General features: G+C 66.3%; 18 protein-coding genes. 10 read left to right on the top strand and 8 right to left on the bottom strand.

All coding sequences use genetic code 11. The features are described from left to right. Nucleotides 1–2 precede the first annotated feature (2 nt). The 7 genes from mraY to mraZ are packed head-to-tail and all read right to left on the bottom strand — an operon-like array spanning nt 3 to nt 7,720. The gene (mraY, locus tag DEBA_RS13890; protein WP_013259583.1) at nt 3–1,085 is read right to left on the bottom strand and encodes a phospho-N-acetylmuramoyl-pentapeptide-transferase; all 1,083 of its coding nucleotides are present in this window, start codon (nt 1,083–1,085) and stop codon (nt 3–5) included. Next, a complete protein-coding gene (locus tag DEBA_RS13885) occupies nt 1,085–2,485 on the bottom strand; it encodes a UDP-N-acetylmuramoyl-tripeptide--D-alanyl-D-alanine ligase (RefSeq protein ID WP_013259582.1) in 1,401 nt (466 codons plus the stop codon). Before DEBA_RS13885 ends, mraY begins: the two co-directional genes overlap by 1 nt. Then, entirely contained in the window at nt 2,485–4,020 is a 1,536-nt protein-coding gene (locus tag DEBA_RS13880) for a UDP-N-acetylmuramoyl-L-alanyl-D-glutamate--2,6-diaminopimelate ligase (protein ID WP_013259581.1), read from the bottom strand. Before DEBA_RS13880 ends, DEBA_RS13885 begins: the two co-directional genes overlap by 1 nt. Then, the gene (locus DEBA_RS13875; RefSeq protein ID WP_013259580.1) at nt 4,020–6,014 is read right to left on the bottom strand and encodes a penicillin-binding protein; all 1,995 of its coding nucleotides are present in this window, start codon (nt 6,012–6,014) and stop codon (nt 4,020–4,022) included. The genes DEBA_RS13880 and DEBA_RS13875 overlap by 1 nt, the downstream gene beginning before the upstream one ends. Then, nucleotides 6,011–6,328: a cell division protein FtsL gene (locus tag DEBA_RS13870; protein ID WP_013259579.1), complete on the bottom strand. Its 318-nt coding sequence runs from the start codon at nt 6,326–6,328 to the stop codon at nt 6,011–6,013. The genes DEBA_RS13875 and DEBA_RS13870 overlap by 4 nt, the downstream gene beginning before the upstream one ends. Then, nucleotides 6,325–7,275 (bottom strand): 16S rRNA (cytosine(1402)-N(4))-methyltransferase RsmH, encoded by a 951-nt coding sequence (gene rsmH, locus DEBA_RS13865; RefSeq protein WP_013259578.1) that lies wholly within the window; start codon nt 7,273–7,275, stop codon nt 6,325–6,327. The genes DEBA_RS13870 and rsmH overlap by 4 nt, the downstream gene beginning before the upstream one ends. A 1-nt stretch (nt 7,276) precedes the next feature. Beyond that, a complete protein-coding gene (gene mraZ, locus DEBA_RS13860) occupies nt 7,277–7,720 on the bottom strand; it encodes a division/cell wall cluster transcriptional repressor MraZ (protein ID WP_013259577.1) in 444 nt (147 codons plus the stop codon). Between the two features lie 554 nt (nt 7,721–8,274). Here mraZ and DEBA_RS13855 point away from each other — a divergent pair. The 10 genes from DEBA_RS13855 (at nt 8,275) to wecB (ending at nt 17,271) form a co-directional block, all read left to right on the top strand. Further along, a complete protein-coding gene (locus tag DEBA_RS13855) occupies nt 8,275–8,562 on the top strand; it encodes an HU family DNA-binding protein (protein WP_013259576.1) in 288 nt (95 codons plus the stop codon). 404 nt (nt 8,563–8,966) lie between these two features. Beyond that, nucleotides 8,967–11,309, top strand: coding sequence for a chemotaxis protein CheA (locus DEBA_RS13850; RefSeq protein ID WP_013259575.1), 2,343 nt, complete (start codon nt 8,967–8,969; stop codon nt 11,307–11,309). A gap of 31 nt (nt 11,310–11,340) precedes the next feature. Beyond that, entirely contained in the window at nt 11,341–11,841 is a 501-nt protein-coding gene (locus DEBA_RS13845; protein WP_013259574.1) for a chemotaxis protein CheW, read from the top strand. A 71-nt stretch (nt 11,842–11,912) separates the two neighbouring features. After that, nucleotides 11,913–12,824: a CheR family methyltransferase gene (locus DEBA_RS13840; protein ID WP_148227874.1), complete on the top strand. Its 912-nt coding sequence runs from the start codon at nt 11,913–11,915 to the stop codon at nt 12,822–12,824. 1 nt (nt 12,825) lies between these two features. After that, the gene (locus DEBA_RS13835; protein ID WP_013259572.1) at nt 12,826–13,311 is read left to right on the top strand and encodes a chemotaxis protein CheD; all 486 of its coding nucleotides are present in this window, start codon (nt 12,826–12,828) and stop codon (nt 13,309–13,311) included. Beyond that, nucleotides 13,308–14,159, top strand: coding sequence for an HDOD domain-containing protein (locus tag DEBA_RS13830; protein ID WP_013259571.1), 852 nt, complete (start codon nt 13,308–13,310; stop codon nt 14,157–14,159). Before DEBA_RS13835 ends, DEBA_RS13830 begins: the two co-directional genes overlap by 4 nt. 21 nt (nt 14,160–14,180) lie before the next feature. Next, nucleotides 14,181–14,600, top strand: a complete 420-nt coding sequence (locus DEBA_RS13825; protein WP_013259570.1) for a response regulator — start codon at nt 14,181–14,183, stop codon at nt 14,598–14,600. Further along, the gene (locus DEBA_RS13820; RefSeq protein WP_013259569.1) at nt 14,557–15,036 is read left to right on the top strand and encodes a chemotaxis protein CheX; all 480 of its coding nucleotides are present in this window, start codon (nt 14,557–14,559) and stop codon (nt 15,034–15,036) included. Before DEBA_RS13825 ends, DEBA_RS13820 begins: the two co-directional genes overlap by 44 nt. A gap of 41 nt (nt 15,037–15,077) precedes the next feature. Then, on the top strand, nt 15,078–16,142 hold the full coding sequence (locus DEBA_RS13815) for a protein-glutamate methylesterase/protein-glutamine glutaminase (protein ID WP_013259568.1): 1,065 nt from the start codon (nt 15,078–15,080) through the stop codon (nt 16,140–16,142). Between the two features lie 10 nt (nt 16,143–16,152). Continuing rightward, nucleotides 16,153–17,271 carry a non-hydrolyzing UDP-N-acetylglucosamine 2-epimerase gene (gene wecB, locus DEBA_RS13810; protein ID WP_013259567.1) on the top strand — a complete coding sequence of 373 codons (1,119 nt, stop codon included), beginning with the start codon at nt 16,153–16,155 and terminating at the stop codon, nt 17,269–17,271. Between the two features lie 88 nt (nt 17,272–17,359). Here wecB and DEBA_RS13805 read toward each other — a convergent pair whose 3' ends face one another. Next, on the bottom strand, nt 17,360–18,352 hold the full coding sequence (locus tag DEBA_RS13805) for an SDR family NAD(P)-dependent oxidoreductase (RefSeq protein WP_013259566.1): 993 nt from the start codon (nt 18,350–18,352) through the stop codon (nt 17,360–17,362). Nucleotides 18,353–18,470 lie beyond the last annotated feature (118 nt).

Below are 18,470 nucleotides of genomic sequence, written 5' to 3'. Positions count from 1 at the left end.
CCTCACCTCAATTTCAGCGTGCTAAGGGCCAGCAGGCCCAGGATGATCGAGATGATCCAGAAGCGCACGATCACCTTGGGCTCGGGCCAGCCCTTGAGCTCGAAGTGATGGTGCAACGGGGCCATGCGAAAGATGCGCTTGCCGCCGGTGAGCTTGAAAAAACCCACCTGCATGATCACGCTCAGGGCCTCGACCACGAACAGGCCGCCCACCAGCGCCAGCAGGATCTCATGCTTGGTGCAAAGGGCCACCACGCCCAGCGCTCCGCCCAGCGACAGCGAGCCCGTGTCGCCCATGAAGACCTGGGCCGGATAGGCGTTGTACCACAGAAAACCCAACACCGCCCCGACCACCGCCCCGCAGAACACCGCCAGCTCGCCCACGCCATGCACGTAGAATATTTGCAGATATTCGGCGCTTTTGATGTTGCCGGCCAGATAGCTGAGGATCAGGTAGGTGCCCATGGCGATCAGCACCGGGCCGGCGGCCAAGCCGTCCAGGCCGTCGGTGAGGTTGACGGCGTTGGATGCGCCAACCAAGATGAACATGGCCAGCGGCACGTAGCCCCAGCCCAGATCGGGCACCACGAACTTCAAAAACGGCACGGCCAGTTTGGTGCTGTAGCCGGGGTGGAGGTAAAGGGCCACGGCGGCCACGGCGGCCACGGCGGTCAGCGCCAGGAACTTGGTGCGCGAACTCAGGCCGCCCTCGTTGCTCTTGCGCACTTTTTTCAGGTAATCATCGGCAAAGCCCACCGCGCCGAAGCCGTAGGTCACCAGCAGGGCCATCCACAAGAAGAAATTGCCCAGATCGCCCCACAGCAGCACCGAGACCGCCACCGAAAACAAGATCAGCACCCCGCCCATGGTCGGCGTGCCGGCCTTGGCCTGATGGCTTTCGGGGCCCAGCTTGCGGATATGCTGGCCGATCTGCATCTGTTGCAGCTTGGCGATGATCCACGGGCCCAGCGCCCAGGCGATGACCAGGGCGGTGATGGCCGCGTAGATGGTGCGGAAAGTGATGTAGCGGAAGACGTTGAAGCCGACGAAGACGTCCCGCAGGGGATATAGCAGGTGGTATAGCATCAGGCGTTCTCCCAGTCGACTTCCTGCAGGCGCTGGATGACGCGCTCCATGCGCGCGGCCCGTGAGCCCTTGACCAGCACCGTCCAGCCCTCGCCGATGACGCGCGGGCTGGCGTCGATCAATTGGTCGACCTCGGCGAAGGCCAGGGCCTTGGGCGCGGCCAGGCCGGCCTCACGGGCCCCGGCCACGACCTCGTCGGCCATTTGCCCCACCGCCAGCACGAACTTGCAGCCAAACTCCACGGCCTGGCGGCCCACCTGGCGATGCAGGCGCGGGGCCTCGGGGCCAAGCTCGCCCATATCGCCCATGATCAAGCCATGGCCTTTGCCCCACTTGGACAGGGCGGCCAAGGACTGGAGCCCGGCGGCCACCGAGGCCGGGTTGGCGTTGTAGGTGTCGTCGATGAGCAGCGGTCCGCCTTTGGTGAAGACGTTCTCCAGCCGGCCCTTGGTCGGGGTGAAGGCCTCCACGCCGTCCTTGATCTGCCAGGCTTCCAAACCCAGGCCCGCGCCCACGGCGGCGGCGGCCAGGGCGTTACGCACGTTGTGCAGGCCCGGCGCGGCTAGGCGCACCCGTTCGGCCGGTTGGTCGCCGATCTCCATGGTGAAGGCCTGGCGGCTGCCAAAGGCCGAAACATCGCGAGCCCGCGCCTGGGCCTTGGGATCCAGCCCGAAGGTGATCACGCGGCAGGGCAGTTTGTCGGCCCAGGGGGCCAGCAGGGGGTCGTCCAGGTTGACGGCGGCCACGGCCTCGGGCCCCAGGGCCTGGAACAGCTCGGCCTTGGCCGCAGCCACGGCCTCGATGGAGCCCAAGGGCCCCAGGTGGGCCGGGCCGACGTTGGTGATCACGGCCACGTCGGGCCGGGCGATGGCGGCCAGATAGGCGATCTCGCCGGGGGCGTTCATGCCCATCTCGGCCACGCAGACCTGGTGCTCGGGCCGCAGGGCCAGCAGGGTCAGCGGCAGGCCGATGTGGTTGTTCAGGTTGCCCTTGGTCTTGTGGACCTCGAAGCGCTGGCCCAGCACCTGGGCGATCATTTCCTTGGTGCTGGTCTTGCCGTTGGAGCCGGTGACGGCCACGATCCGCGCCGGCAGGGCCGCGCGCCAGGCGGCGGCCAAGCGGCCCAGGGCCTTGGTGGTGTCGTCGACGCGCAGCAGGCATTGGCCGGCGGCGGTCGGGTTGAAGCCGCGCTCGACCAGGGCGGCGGCCGCGCCGGCTTGCAAGGCCTTTTCCACGAAATCGTGGCCATCGAAGTTTTCGCCCTTCAGGGCGACAAAAAGCTGGCCGGGGGCGATGGTCCGGCTGTCGGTGCAGACGCCGGCCATGGCCTGGGCCGGCGCTTGGCCGGTCAATTCCGCCCCGGTGGCGGCGATGACGAATTGTGCGTCCAGCGCGGGCACTATTGTTCTCCCAGGCGCGCGGCCTTGGCGGTCATGGCCGTCAAGGCTTGTTCGCGGTCGTCGAAATGCCGCTTGACGCGGCCGATAATCTGGTAATCCTCGTGTCCCTTGCCGGCGATGAGCACCACGTCCGCTGGCCCGGCCGCCTGGATGGCCATGGCGATGGCCGCGGCGCGGTCGGCTTCGACGGCGTAGGCCCTCTGGCCGGCGGCGGGATTGTCGCACCGCCGGGCCTCGCTTTCAACTAGCCCGGCCTCGACCATGTCGATTATGGCCATGGGGTCTTCGGTGCGCGGGTTGTCGCTGGTCAACACGCAGAAGTCGGCGGCCTGCCCGGCGGCGCGGCCCATCAGGGGCCGCTTGCCCTTGTCGCGGTCGCCACCGGCCCCGAAGACGCAGATCAAGCGGCCGGCGCAGAGCGGCCGCAACACGGCCAGGGCCGCGGCGATGGCCTCGGGCGAGTGGGCGTAGTCGACAAAAACCGCCGGCGAACGGTCAGGCCCAGGGACGCGTTGCAGCCGGCCAGGCACGCCGGCCACGCCCTCCAGGCCGGCCTTGATTTCCTCGGGCGAAAGCCCCAGAGCCAGGCCCACCGCCGCCGCGCCGACGATGTTTTGCAGATTGTAGCGGCCCACCAGGCGCGAGTGAAACTCCAGCGACCCGCCGGGGTGATCGATGCGCACCGTCATGCCGTCGACCCCGCCGGCCAGCACGCGGCCGCCCACGTCCGCGCCGGGGGCCAGGCCGTAGGTCAGCAGGGCCAGCCCCGTGCCCCTGGCCTGATCGGCCAGCACGCGGCCGTGATCATCGTCGAGGCAGATCACCGAGACCGGCCGCTTGCCCTGGCGGGCCGACCAGGGCAGAAGCTCGGTGAACAACAGGCGCTTGGCCCGGAAATAGTCGGCCATGTCGGGGTGATAGTCCAGGTGGTCGCGGCTGAGGTTGGTGAACAGCCCCACGTCGAAGCGGCAGTGATCGGCCCGGTGTTGATCCAGGGCGTGGCTGCTGACCTCCATGGCCGCCGCCTCCACGCCGTTGGCCAGCATCTCGGCCAGGGTCTTTTGCAGGGTCACGGCGTCGGGGGTGGTCATGGCCGCGGGCCGGCGCACCTGGGCGAAGCAGGTCTCGACGGTGCCGATCATGCCCGTGGGCCAACGCTGGGCCATGATCGCCCTGGCCAGGTGGCAGATGGTCGTCTTGCCGTTGGTGCCGGTGACGCCCACCAGCTTGAGGCGTTGGCTGGGCCGGCCGGCGAACTCGTCGGCCAGGGCCGAGAGGGCCAGCCGGCTGTCGGGGACGACGATTTGGGCGATGTCGGCCTCCACTGGCCGCTGGACCACGGCCGCCGTCGCCCCGGCCGCCGCCGCCGCCGCCACATAGGCGTGGCCATCGGCGCTGTGGCCGACGACGGCCACGAAGACCATGCCCGGCCCGGCCTGGCGCGAATCGCAGCAGACGCCGGTCAGTTCGGCCGTCGGCGCATGGCCCAGGAGCGATTCGGGCCCGATCAGGCGCGTCAGTTGGTCAAAATGCATCACGCGCCTCCATGGGTCGGGGCCAATTGGACGCTCAGGCCGCCGGGCGAGAGCTTTGCGCCGGGCGTGGGTGACTGCCGCACGACCCGGCCCCAACCCTGGGCCGTGACCGGGCAGTGGGCGTCGGCGGCCAGGCGCAGCACCTGGCGCAGGCTCAGCCCGCCCAGATCGGGCGTGGCGCCCTGGGCCAGGGCCTGGCGGGCCTGGGCCAGCGAGGCTGGCCGGGCCGGCGGCGGACTCTGGGCGAACTGGGCCGGGCCCTTGGCCTGCGGGGCGTTGGGCTGGCCCTGGGCGGCCATCTCGAAGACGCCCATCTCGCTGAGGGCCACGCGGGCGATCCGCGAAAAGGCCGGCCCGGCCACCACGCCGCCGTAATATTGGCCGCGCGGCGTGTCCAGCAGGACCATGACCACGGCCTTGGGGTCTTCGGCCGGGGCGAAACCGATGAAACTGGACATGTAGTCGGTTTTGGAATAGCCGCCGCCGGGGTTGACCTTCTGGGCCGTGCCGGTCTTGCCGGCCACGGCGAAGGGCCCCACCCGGGCCAGGGTGCCGGTGCCGCCGTCCTCGGTCACTGACATGAGCATGCGCGTCAGTTCGCGGGCCTCGTCCTGGCTCATGACCCGGCGCACCATCTGGGGCCTGGTCTCGCGCACGACCTGGTGGTGCTTGTCCAGCACGGCCTGAATCACGTGGGGCCGCATCATCACCCCGCCGTTGGCCACGGCGGCGAAGGCCTGGACCATCTGGATGGCCGTCACCGACACGCCTTGGCCAAAGGCGATGTTGGCCATCTCCACCGGCCGCCACGTGCGGGCCGGCCGCAGCACGCCACGGGCCTCGCCGGGCAGGTCGACGCCGGTGGGCTGGCCGAAGCCGAAGTTGCGCAACATCGCGTACATGCCCTCGGCGCCGATGGCCTGGGCCACCTTGGCCGCGCCGATGTTGGAGGAGACCTTGACGATCTCGGCCAGGCGCAGCATGCCGTAGGGATGGGTGTCGTGGATGATCCGGCCGCCAATGCGCCACTGACCGTGTTCGCAGTCGAAAGTCTGACTCAGGCTGACGCGGTGGCTGGCCAGGGCCGCGGCGGCCACGAAGGCCTTGAAGGTCGAGCCCGGTTCGTACAAGTCGGTGATGGCCCGGTTGCGATAGGCGTCCTTGGCGTATTTGTCGAAGGCGTTGGGATTGAAGGCCGGGGTCGAGGCCATGGCCAGGATTTCGCCGGTCTGGGGCGACATGACGATGGCTTGGCCGGCCTTGGCCCGATGCTTGGTCACGGCCTCGGCCAGATAGCGCTCGGTGGCGTATTGAATCTGCTTGTCCAGGGTCAGGATCAGATGATTGCCCTCGGGCGGGTTGAGCAGGGCCTCGGGGGTCAGGTGGATGGTTCGGCCCAGGGCGTCGCGCACGCTGGTCAGGCTCTTGGCCTGGCCGCGCAGGATCTGATCTTGGCTGCGCTCCAGGCCCTCCAGGCCTCTGGCGTCCAGGCCCGAAAAGCCCAGCACGTGGCAGGCCAGGTCGGAATAGGGATAAATCCGTTTGGGTTCGCGGAGGATGTAGATTTCGTCCAGACCAAGCTGGCGTGTTTTTTCGGCCACTTCGGGGCTGACGCGGCGGGCCAGCCAGACAAAGGCCCGCTCGGCGCCCAGGCGTTTGGCCAGCTCGCCGGCCGGCTGACCGAGGACAGGGGCCAGCAACCGGGCGTGACGCGCGGGGTCGGCGATGCCCAGGGGGTTGGCGTAGATGCTGTCGGTGTCGATGCTGACGGCCAGTTCCTCGTGGTTGCGGTCGAAAATGATGCCCCGGCGGGGTGACAGGTCGACCTGGCGAATCGATTCGCGCTCGGCGATGTCGCGCAGGCGTTGGCGCTCGAACAACTGTAGGTCAACGGCCCGGGCCACCAGCGCCAAGAAAACCACCAGGAAGAATACGCCCAGCGCCACCAGGCGCACGCGCAGCCAACTGGAGTAGTTGGTTTGCCTGGGCCTCATGGCAGCTCCCGCATCTGGCTGGGCAGGGGCGGATTGAGCGCGGCGCGCTGGGCGGCCTGCTCCAGGCGCTGGGGCGAGCGCAGGTTGCCAAGCTCCACGCGCAGGCGGCGGCCGACCTCGCGCAGTTCGCGCTGCTGTTCCAGGGCCCGGCTGAGGCGGTAGGATGTCTCCAGCGAACGGGCCGAGGCATAGGCGTAGAAGATCGCCGCGCAGGTGCCCAGGACCAGCATGAACAGCGCCGGCCGCAACAGAATATTGCGTGCCGGGGCCTTGTCGGGCCGGCGCAGGTTGTTTTTGCGCACGCTGATGCTCATGTCGTCGCCTCGGTGCGCACGGCCACGCGCAGGCGCGCCGAACGGGATCGGGGGTTTTGCGCCACTTCGACGGCCGACGGCGTGATGGCCTTGTGGCTGGGCAGGTCGAACAGGGGCCGGCGGCCGCAGACGCAACGCGGCAGGTCGGGCGGGCAGGTGCAGGGGTTGGCCGCCGCGCGCAGGCTGCGTTTGACCCGGCGATCCTCCAGCGAATGATAGCTGATCACCGCCAGCACGCCACCGGGGTTGAGCCAGGCCGGCGCGCCGGCCAGGAAGCGCTCCAGGCGGCCCAGTTCGTCGTTGACGGCCAGGCGCAGGGCCTGGAAGACCCTGGTGGCCGGATGGATCTTGCTTTTGCGGCGCACGGCCGCCGGCGTGCTGGCCTCGATGACGGCGGCCAAACGGCCGGTGCTGACGATGGGCCCCTGACGGCGGGCCTCGATGACGGCCTGGGCGTAGCGTCGGGCCAAGGGCTCCTCGCCCAGGTCGCGGAAGATGGCCGTCAGGCGGTTCTGATCGGAGTCGGCCACCAATTCGGCGGCGCCCGGGCCGCTTTGGCCCATGCGCATGTCCAGTGGGCCGTCGTGCATGAAGGAAAACCCCCGCTGGCCTTGATCCAACTGCATGGAGCTGACTCCCAAATCCAGCAAGATTCCGTCGCAGGCCGCCACGCCCCAGGCGCTCAGGCATTGGCCGATTTCGTCGAAACTAGCCTGGGTCAGGCGCAGCCGCGCTTGGTCGAAACCGGCCAGGTTGGCCGTGGCCAGGGCCAGGGCCTGGGCGTCGCGGTCCAGGCCCAGCAGCCGGCCGGTGGGGCCGCAGGCCTCGAGGATGGCCGCGGCGTGCCCGCCGGCCCCCAGGGTGCCGTCGACGTAGATTCCGCCGGGTTTTGGTTGCATGGCCCGCAAGGTCTCGGCCAGCAACACCGGCCGATGCCCGGCGGTCATGCTAAACCCCCAACTCCGCCATGGCCGCGCCGATGTCGGCGGCCGCCAGGCGCCGCTCCTCCTGCTCCCAGCGCTCCTCGTCCCAAACCTCGAAATAGCTTTGCGCCCCCACCAGCACGGCCTTGGATTCCAGGCCGGCCTTTTGGCGCAGCCGAGGCGGGATCAGGATGCGGCCTTGCTTGTCCAGCGGGCACTCGTTGGCGTTGCCGAAAAAGCGCCGCTTGATGGCCTGGACGCTGGGGTTGAGTTCGGGTAGGCGGGAGATCTTGTCGGCCAGGTTGCGCCAGTCCTCGACGGGATAGCAGACCAGGTAGTGATCGGCGTTGGGCAGGGTGGTCAAGATCAGCTTGTCGTCGCCGCTGACGCTCAAGGCGTCGCGGAAGCCGGCCGGGATGGCCAGCCTGCCTTTGGCGTCGATGCTGTGTGTTGACGAGCCGGTGAACATGTCGGAGGCGCTCCCTTTTTCCCCACCAATCCCCACTATCTACCACTGGAGCCCACTATAATGTTAACCAGAGCCGCATGTCAATAAAAAAACTCGATTTTTTGCCGCATCGCCGCCGTGCGCGGGCGCTTTCACTTCTGTGATTTGCCATGACCGGCGCATTGGTGATATTTATAGTTATGTATTTGTAATTATTAATTAATTTGCTATATGGTCGATTTTGCGCCGCCGCCTGAAAAAAGGCCTCATTTCCGTGGGCCTGTGAAGCTTGGCCAGTGGTGGCGAAAAGTGGGGAAAGCCTTGGCGCAATGGAGGCAAATCTGCTTTTTGTACTGTTGACGGGCCGTTTTCGCGGGTGCTATGCTTCTGTGCAATTCGCGCCAGCGTTCGTGAAGTTTTGTCAGACGTGCCTCCGCCAAGGGTAATCGAGTCGTGACGGGTGGCGGCGTGACGATCAAGACGGGCGATTTGCGCCTTGGCGTGGCCCCGTCGCAGGGGCGCTGCGGATGTCTTTTTCAAAACAATCAAGAATCCTAATGACCTAAGGAGGAGGCATGGCTGGGAAACCGATGACCAAGGCGGAGATGATCGACAAGATCGCCAGCAAGGCCGACATTTCCAAGCGTGCGGCCAAGGACGCTTTGGAAGCTTTTGTCGAGATCTGCCGCGACGAGGTCATGGCCGGCGGCACGATCCGCGTGGCCGGGCTTGGCACTTTCAGCCTCAAAGAGTCCGCTCCTCGGCAGGGCGTGAACCCGGCGACGCGCAAGCCCATCGAGATCACGGCCAAAAAGCGCATGGCTTTCAAGATGAGCGCTCAAGTTCGCGACATGCTCAACTAACGCGCCTGGGCCGAGCCGGTTTGGGCGCGGCGATTTCGGCCATTGGCCACCGATGGTTCTTGACGCGACAACGCCACGGCTTCAACCGCCGGGGCGTTGTCGTATTTTTGGGGCGTGGCTCCGGCCCCGGCCCGTTGAAATCGGCCATGACGCATAAGTGCTTTTGCCGGCGGGCCGTTTTGTATGATAATCTACAACTGTGCGGATACGGTCGCCTTTGGTTCGTCGCCGCTTGGCGCTATCCCCCAGCCCTCGCCGGGGCTTGGGAAGGCGAGGCGGCGGGCCTGGCCCCGATGAGCCCCTGACGCGCATCCGCGCTGGCGCCCACCGCGCCAGCGGCGTCATCGCAAATCATCAGCTCGAACGATTTAAGTCTTTCGCGTGCTTGTTGGAGGTGTCGCGGCATGTCCGGGCATAACGAAGTGATCGGCTCCCTCCTCGACGAAATGGCCTCCGAAGTGATGATCCTCGAAGCCGGGGATCTGATGGCCTATGGCGAATTCCTCTCTCACCTGGAGCGGCTGGAGATCGTCTGCGAAGGCGGCGGCGACTCGGCCCTGACGCGCTTGGTCGGCGCGCTCAAGGCCCACATGGAGGGCATGATCCTGGGCGAGGTCGCCGATCAGGAAGGCGGCCTGGAGTTGGCCCGCCAAGGCGTCAGCGTGGCCCAGGGCCTGCTGCGCGGCGAGGCCGCCGACGCCGAGGTCGGCGCCTACATGGCCAGCCCCTGCCTGGCCGCCAGGGCCAGGTCCGCCGACGCGCCGCCGGTCGCCGCGCCACCCGCCGCCGCGCCGCCGGCCCCGGCCCAGCCCGAGGAAGCCGGCCTGGGCGAGCCGCCCGATCTGGCCGACGACGACATAGAATTCCTGCCCGACGCCCCCGACCTGGGCCCCACCGCCGAGCCCGAGCCCCAGTTGATCAACGACGAGGACATGGAGCTGCTGACGGGCTTTGTCAACGAAGCCCTGGAGCACCTGGAGTCCATCGAGGTCAACGCCCTGGTGCTGGAGGATTCGCCCCAGGACGTCGAGGCCCTCAACGCGGTGTTTCGGCCCTTCCACACCATCAAGGGCGTCAGCGGCTTTTTGAACCTCACCGACATCAACCACCTGGCCCACGCCCTGGAAAACCTGCTGGACAAGGCCCGGGCCATGGAGCTTGTCGTCGACAGCGTGGCCATCGACGTCATATTGGGCGGCGTGGATTTCCTGCGCCAGATGATCGAGGAGTCGCTGGCGGCGGCCAACGAGCGCCGCGCCAGGCGGGCCTTTGACACCTCGGAGCTGGAGGCCCGCGTCGAGGCGTTGCTTTCCGGCCAGGCCCCGGCCCCGGCCCCGGCCGCCGCGCCGGCCCCCGAGCCCGAACCGGTCGAGCCGCTCAAGCTGGGCGAGGTGTTGGTGGGCAAACGCGTGGTCAGCCCCGAGGACATGGACGAGGCCCTGGAGACCCAGCGTCAGAAAAAGCCCGACAAGCACCTGGGCGAGATCCTGGTGGCGCAGGGCAAGGCCCAGCCCGACCAGGTGGCCGAGGGCCTGCGCGCCCAGAAGGCCATGACCCAGGGCGCCCAGGTCATGGCCGCCCAGGAAGTCAAGATCGACACGCAAAAGCTCGACAACCTCCTGGACATGGTTGGCGAGCTGGTCATCGCCCAATCGATGGTCCAGGCCAATCCCCACGTCCAGGCCATCAGCGATCGCAAGCTGCACACCGACCTGGGCCAGTTGGCGCGCATCACCACCGAGCTGCAAAAATCGACCATGAGCATGCGCATGATCCCCATCCGCCAGACGTTTCAGAAGATGGTGCGGGTGGTGCGCGACACGGCCAAGAAACGCGGCAAGAAGGTGCGCCTGGAGCTGGTCAACGAAGACACCGAGATCGACCGCAACATGGTCGAGAAATTCTATGATCCGCTGATGCACATGGTGCGCAACTCGGTCGATCACGGCATCGAAGACCCCGAGGAGCGCCAGAAGATCGGCAAGCCCGAGGAGGGCGCGGTCCGCTTGAGCGCCTATCACAAGGGCGGCAGCGTTTGCATCGAGATCGCCGACGACGGTCGCGGCCTGGACCGCGACAAGATCGCCCGCAAGGCCGTCGAGCGGGGTCTGATCGCCTCCGACGACGACATGACCGACCAGGAGGTTTACGCCCTGATCATGCGGGCGGGCTTTTCCACCGCCGAGCAGATCACCGACATCTCCGGCCGTGGCGTGGGCATGGACGTGGTCCAGCGCACCATCGATGAACTGCGCGGCAAGATCGAGATCCAATCGACCCTGGGCGAGGGCACCATCCTCACCATCGCCCTGCCGCTGACGCTGGCCATCATCGACGGCATGGTGGTCAAGGTCGGTCCCGAGCGCTTCATTTTGCCCACCATCAGCGTGGCCGAATCCCTGCGGCCCGCCCGCGCCGACTACACCACCGTCCAGGGCAAGGGCGAGATGATCATCATTCGCGGCAACCTGCTGCCGCTGGTGCGCCTGCACGAGATCGTGGGCATCGAGCCCGATCACCGCCAGCCCTGGGAGGGCCTGGTGGTGGTGGTCGAGCACCACGGCCATCGCCGCTGCCTGATGGTCGACCAGTTGGTGGGCCGCCAGGAGGTGGTCATCAAGTCGTTGGGCGAGAGCCTCAAGGACGTCAAGGTGGCCGCCGGCGGGGCGATCATGGGCGACGGCCGGGTCAGCCTGATTTTGGACGTGGAAGGGGTCTTCAAGAGCCACGAGGGCCGGCGGGCCTGAGGGCGGCGCGAGCGACGGAGAGACTGGCGGCATGGAAACACAAAACGCCCAGAGCGGCGAGCACCAGGGCCAACTGGCCCATCTGGCCGGAAAATACCTGACCTTCCGGGTCGACGACGAGGAATACGGCGTCCAGATCAACAAGGTCCGCGAGATCATTGGCGTCTTGGACGTGACGCCAGTGCCCCAGACCGCCGACCACGTGCTGGGGGTGATCAACCTGCGCGGCAAGGTCATCCCGGTGATCGACCTGCGCCTGAAGTTCGGCATGGCCTATCGCCAGCCCGACGATCGCACCTGCATCGTGGTGGTGGAGGTGCTGGGCGAGATGGGCGTGACGCTTCTGATGGGCGTGGTCGTCGACGCCGTGCGCGAGGTGATCAACGTGGCCGCCGCCGACCTGGAGCCGGCCCCGACCTTCGGCGTGGAGCTGGACATGTCTTATCTGCTGGGCATGGCCAAGGTCGACGGCAAGGTGAAAACCATCCTCGACATCGATAAGGTGTTGGGCGACCGACACGCGGTGTTATAATCGTTAAAGAGAATACGCAATATCGGCGATTGGTTGACACGGTTGAAGCCAGGGGGCCGCGATCGGTGGGTTTGAGCGATCACCTGAACATCATCAGAGGGGCCAAGGCCGAGGCCAAGCCAGCCGGGCCGCCGGCCGCAGCCAACCTGGAGCCGTTGCGCATCGCCATAACCGACGCCCAATACGCCAAGTTGGCCAAGCTGGTCTACAGCCTTTCGGGCATCAACCTGGGCGACAGCAAAAAAGAGTTGCTCAAGGCCCGCCTGGCCAAGCGCATGCGCACCACCGGTTGCCGCGATGTCTCCGAGTTCATCTGCCGGCTGGAGGAAGACCAGACCGGTCAGGAACTGGTCGGCTTCCTGGATTGCATCACCACCAACAAGACCGACTTTTTTCGCGAATCCCAACACTTCGACTTTCTGGCCACGGAAGTGCTGCGTCAGCTCGACAAGCTTTGCGGGCCATCGGAGCCGCTTCGCGTCTGGTCGGCGGCTTGCTCCACCGGCGAGGAGCCCTACACCCTGGCCATGGTCCTGCAAGAAAACCGTGACCTCTGGGCGCGGCGCGGCGCGGTGATCCTGGCCTCGGACATCGACACCCAGGTTTTGCAACACGGCCAGCGGGGCATCTATCAGCAGGAGCGGGCGGCCTGCATCCCGCGCAACATTTTGGTGCGCTATTTCCAGAAGGGCGGCAACGCCTGGGCCGGCCATGTGCGGGTCAAGCCCGAGCTGCGCAAGCTCGTGGAATTCCGCAAGATCAACCTCATGGACCAGTTTTGCTTCGACCGGCCCATGCATGTGATATTCTGCCGCAACGTGATGATCTACTTCGACAAGCCAACTCAGCAGCGGCTGGTGCAAAAATTTCACGATTGCCTTGGCAAGGGTGGTTACCTGTTCGTTGGCCACTCCGAGAGCCTGACGGGGATCAAACACGGCCTGAGTTTCGTGCGCCCAGCCGTTTACCGCAAGGAGTCTTGAGTTGGCCGGCAGGATTGCAGTCGGGGTCGGCGACCTGGCCGTCTCTGGCGACGCCAAGGACGAACTGGTCACCTTCTCGCTTGGTTCTTGCATCGCCGTGATCATCCACGACGCCAAGGCCGGGGTGGGGGGCCTGTTGCACCTGATGCTGCCCGACTCCGCCCTCAACCCCCAGCGGGCCTCCAGCCAGCCGGCGGTGTTCGCCGACACGGGCCTGCCCAAGCTGTTTCGCGGGGCCTACGAACTTGGCGCGATCAAGGGCCGGCTGAAGGTGGCCTTGATCGGCGGCAGCCAGGTGCTCGACGAGGGCGGGCATTTCAACATCGGCAAACGTAATTACGCGGCGGTGCGCAAGATCCTCTACCGCAACAACGTGATGGTCGAAAAGGAAGACGTCGGCGGCACGGTCAACCGCACCGTGGGCCTCAGCGTGGCCACCGGCGAAATTTGGCTCAAAACCAATGGCGCCAATCTGAGGAAGCTGTGAGTCTGGTCAAGGAAATACTGGCCAAGGCGGAAAAACTGCCCGCGGTGCCGGCGGTGGTGCAGCAGGTTCTGGCCCTGGTGCAAAACCCGGAGTTTTCGTTTTCCAAGCTCATCGACACGGTGCGCCTGGACCCGGGCATCACCGCCCACGTGCTGCGCATGGCCAATTCGCCGTTCTACGGCCTGCGCCAGAAGATATCCTCGCTGGAGCAGGCCTTGGCCCTTTTGGGCACGCGCAACCTGGTCGAGATCGTCCTGAGCACCCAGGTTGTCAAGTATTTCCAGGTCGACCAGGGCGGTTATCGGCTGGAGCGAGGCGAGTTGTGGCGTCACTGCATGGCCACGGCCCTGCTGGCCCACCGCATGGGCGACATGCTCAAGTATCAAGATACGGCCACGCTGTTCACCGCCGCGCTGCTGCACGACGTGGGCAAGCTGATCCTCAGCCAATATGTCGGTGAAAGATATCACAAAATCGAGCGGATGGTCGGGGAGGACGGCAAGAGTTTCGTCGAGGCCGAGCGCGAGGTGCTGGGCGTGGACCACGCCCTGTTGGGCGGCCTGGTGGCCCGCCACTGGAACTTCCCCGAGTCCATCGTGACGGCCATCGCCTTCCACCACGCGCCCGAGCGGGCGGCCAAATACGGCCAGCTCACGGCGCTGGTGGCCCTGGCCAACGTGCTGACCCTGAGCATGGGGTTCAGCGGCGGGGCGGCCGGCTTGGCCGTGCCCATGCCCGAGGGCCTGGCGGCCATGGCCGGTTTCGGCCCGCGCGAGATGGACAAGATCGCCCTCGAAGTCAAGGATATCAACGACAAGGCCACGGAATTGCTCAATTTGGCCGGCTGATAAAGGGGGGAGAGGTGTGAAATGGCTCTAAGGGTTCTGATCGTCGACGATTCGGCGGCCATGCGGGCCATGGTCAAAAAAACCTTGAAAGCCGCCGGCTTTTCGTTGGACAAATGCTACGAGGGCGCCAACGGCCTGGAGGCCCTGGATGTTTTGCGCCAAAACGAAGTGGACGTGGTGCTCAGCGACCTGCACATGCCCGAGATGGACGGCCTGCAACTGCTGGAGGCCCTGCAAAACGAAGGCCGCGTGCCCAAATGCTTCATTTTGGTGACCACCGAGGGCCGCAAGGAAAAGCTGCGCCAGGCCCTGGCCTTTGGCGCGCGGGGATACGTGCTCAAGCCGTTCCAGCCCGAAGGATTGCGCAAGATATTGAAATTGTTCGTGGGAGAGCCAGATGAGCAAGAGCTGGAGCACAGCCCTGAAGGACTCGATTTCTGAGGTTTTCAGCACATCGTTTTTTCTGGTGCCCGAAAGCTACGCCGAGCCCATCGAGGTGGCCCACGCCTTGGCGGCCAAGGGTTGGTACGAGGGCTTTCTCGATTTCGTGCGCCAGGATGAAGGCGTGCGCATCTGGGTCTGGTCGCCGGAGCGCATCGCCCTGGAGTTGGCGGCCAACATTTTCGCCTGCGACGTGGGCGATCTGAGCCCGGATCAGATCCTGGACGCCTACCGCGAGATGATCAACATGGTCAGCGGCAACGTCCTGACCAGCGTCGATGTGGATAGCGCCTGGCGCATGGGCCTGCCCAAGGCCGCGCGCATCGCTCAGGGCACGGTGGGCCAGGTCACCGCCCGCACGCAGAACCAGCTCATTTTCGAGGTGGAGGGTCAACCGGTCTTGGCCGGCTGGCGCGCTTTCCGGCTCAAGCAGTGACGCCAGGCGCCCCACCCGCGGCGGCGTCAACGAGGAGAACCATGGCCCTGACCAACGGACGGCCCATCAAGCTGCTGATCGTCGATGATTCGGCGGTTGTCCGTCAGGTGCTGAGCAAATCGCTGGCCGACGTGCCCGATATCGAGGTCGTCGGCACGGCCACCGACCCCTATGTGGCCCGAGACAAGATCGTCAAGCTCGAACCCGACGTGATCACCCTCGACATCGAAATGCCGCGCATGGACGGCATCACCTTCCTGCGCAAGCTCATGCAATACAAGCCCATGCCGGTGATCATCATCTCGTCGCTGACCCAAAAGGGCGGAACCCTGGCCCTGGAGGCCATCGAGGCCGGCGCGGTGGAGGTGCTCTGCAAGCCCGGCGGTTCGTTCTCGGTGGGCGAGATGGCCGAGCAACTGGCCGAGAAGATCCGCGCGGCGGCCCGCTCGCGGCCGCGCCAGGCCCAGGCCCAGGCAGCCAACCAGGCCGCGCCGGCCCCGCGCCTGGCCCCCACCGACATGGACCTGACCCAGAAAATCCTGGCCATCGGTGCCTCCACCGGCGGCACCGAGGCCCTCAAGGAAGTGCTGACCCGCCTGCCGGGCACGGTGCCGGGCATCGTCATCGTCCAGCACATGCCGCCCAAATTCACCACCGCCTTCGCCGCCCGGCTCAACGGCCTGTGTCAGTTCGAAGTCAAGGAGGCCGAGGACGGCGATTCGGTTTTTCCCGGCCGCTGCCTGATCGCCCCGGGCAATTTTCACATGCTGCTGCGTCGTTCGGGCGCGCGCTACCACGTCAACGTCATGACCGGCCCCATGGTCCACCACCAACGGCCCAGCGTGGACGTGCTGTTCAAATCGGTGGCCAAGTCCGCCGGCCGCAACGCCGTGGGCGTCATCCTCACGGGCATGGGCGCCGACGGGGCCGACGGCCTCAAGCTCATGCGCGAAGCGGGCAGCCCCACCTTCGGCCAGAACGAGGCCACCTGCGTGGTCTACGGCATGCCCAAGGCCGCTTTCGAGTCCGGGGCGGTGGAAAAAGAGCTTCCCCTCGACGACATCGCCGGGGCGGTCATGCGCACCCTGGGCGCGATGAAGGTCTAGGCCGGCCGGCATGAAAGCCAAGCAAAAAATCGTCGTGGTGGCCGGGGCCAGGCCCAACTTCATGAAGGTCGGCCCGCTGTTCTGGGAGCTGGCGCGCCTGCGGGCGGCCGGCGCGGACAACTTGCCGGAAATGATGCTCATCCACACCGGCCAGCATTATTCCGACAACATGTCCGAAGCTTTTTTCCGCGACCTGGGCATCCCTGAGCCCGACGAAAACCTGGAAGTGGGCTCCGACTCCCACGCCCGCCAGACGGCGGCGATCATGGTCGGCTTCGAGCGGGTCTGGCTGCGCGAGCGGCCCGATTGGGTGGTCGTGGTCGGCGACGTCAACTCCACTGCCGCCTGCGCCCTGACGGTAAGCAAGCTCGGTGGCCGCCTGGCCCATGTCGAGGCCGGTCTGCGCAGCCGCGATCGCTCCATGCCCGAGGAGATCAATCGCCTGGTCACCGACGTCCTGGCCGACCGGCTCTACACCACCGACGTTCTGGCCGATCAAAACCTGCTGGCCGAAGGCGTCGATCAAGCCAAAATCCGCCTGGTCGGCAACATCATGATCGACTCGTTGGCGCGGGGCCTGCCCAAGGCCCGCTCCCTGGCCGTGGCCGCCGAGTTGGGACTGGCGCCCGGCGCCTACGCCGTGGTCACCCTGCACCGGCCCTCCAACGTCGACGCCGAGCCCAGCCTGCGGGCCATGTGGCTGATGCTGGGCGAACTGCAACGGCGGCTGCCGGTGGTCTTTCCCGTGCATCCGCGGACCATGGCCCGGCTGGCGGATTTCGGCCTGTTGGGCCTGGCCAAGGGCTGGCCGGGGCTGCGGTTGGTCGAACCCATGGGGTATTTACGTTTTTTGGGCCTGGTGGCCGACAGCCGCCTGGTGTTGACCGACAGCGGCGGCCTGCAAGAGGAAACCTGCTACCTGGGCCTGCCCTGCCTGACGCTGCGCCAAAACACCGAACGGCCGGTGACCATCGCCGCCGGCACCAACCACTTGGTGGGCCTGGAGCCGGCCGACATCCTGGCCAAGGTCGATCAACTGCTGGCCGCGACAAAGCCAGCGCCCAACCCGCCGCCGCTGTGGGACGGCCATACGGCCCGGCGGATCATGGCCGATCTGCTGGCCGGCTGAGGGCGCCGCTGGCCTGGGCGTCAAAAAGATGAACCGGCGGTCGGAGTAGTCTCCGCCGCCGGTTTGGCGTTTTGGGGTAGCGCCTGGCTCAGGCCGCCGTGGGCTGGCCCGAGGGCAGGACGTGCTCGGCGTACCATTGGTAGAGGCCGTGCAGCCCTTCGTCCAGCGAAGTGACCGGGTCGTAGCCGATGAGCTTGCGGGCCTTGGTGATGTCGGCGAAGGTGTAGGGCACGTCGGCCTTCATCATGGGCGCGTCTTGCAGGTTGGCTTTTTTGCCGCTGAGAGCCTCCAGCTTGGCGATGAACTCGGCCAGCAGGATCGGCTCGCCACGACCGATGTTGAGGGCCTCGAAGCCCAGGGGCGTGTCGGCGGCCAGGATGGTGCCGGCGGTGATGTCGCCGATGAAGGTCCAGTCGCGATGCATCTGGCCTTTGTTGAACAAGACGACCTGGCGGCCGAAGTGGATGTTGTCGAGCACCTTCAGGGCCATCATGTCGGGCCGGCCCCAGGGGCCGTAAACCGTGAAATAGCGTAGCGCCGTGCAGTTCAGGCCGTGCAGGTGACGATAGCTGTAGGCCAAAAGCTCGGTGGCCCGCTTGCTGGCGGCGTAGGGGGCCAGGGGCCGGTCACAGGTGTCGGTTTCGACAAAGGGCATGATCTTGGTGTCGCCATAGACCGAGGAGGTGGAGGCGAAGACGAAGTTGCCCAGGCGCGCGCGCCGGGCTTCTTCCAACAGGTTGAGCGTGCCGGTGAGGTTGACGTCCCAATAGAGGTGGGGCTGGTCGATGGAGGCGCGCACGCCGGCCATGGCCGCCAGGTGGATGGCCGCGTCGAAGCCGTTTTGGTCGAACAATTTGGCCAGCAGCTCGCGGTCGCGGATGTCGCCGTGGACGAAGCGCCAGCGCCCGCTGTCGGCGTGGGCCCGCTCGATGAGGGCGAGGTTGTTTTTTTTCAGCCGAGGGTCATAGTAGTCGTTGAGGTTGTCGATGCCCACGACCCTGTCGCCCCTGGCCAGGAGCGCCCTGACGCAGTGGCTGCCGATGAATCCGGCCGCGCCGGTGACCAGAATGGTTTTAGACAATCCGAGCCCCTAGTTTGTTTGAAACCGAAACATATTATTGTAAATCTTATCCGGCCAAAGCCGGCGCAAGTCAAGGGTGGGCAATGATTGTAACCTAAATCGGCCAAAACGCCATGGC

Source organism: Desulfarculus baarsii DSM 2075 (assembly GCF_000143965.1).
In the GTDB taxonomy this organism is placed as follows: Bacteria; Desulfobacterota; Desulfarculia; order Desulfarculales; family Desulfarculaceae; genus Desulfarculus; species Desulfarculus baarsii.
This window is presented reverse-complemented; position numbering and strand designations above follow the sequence as displayed.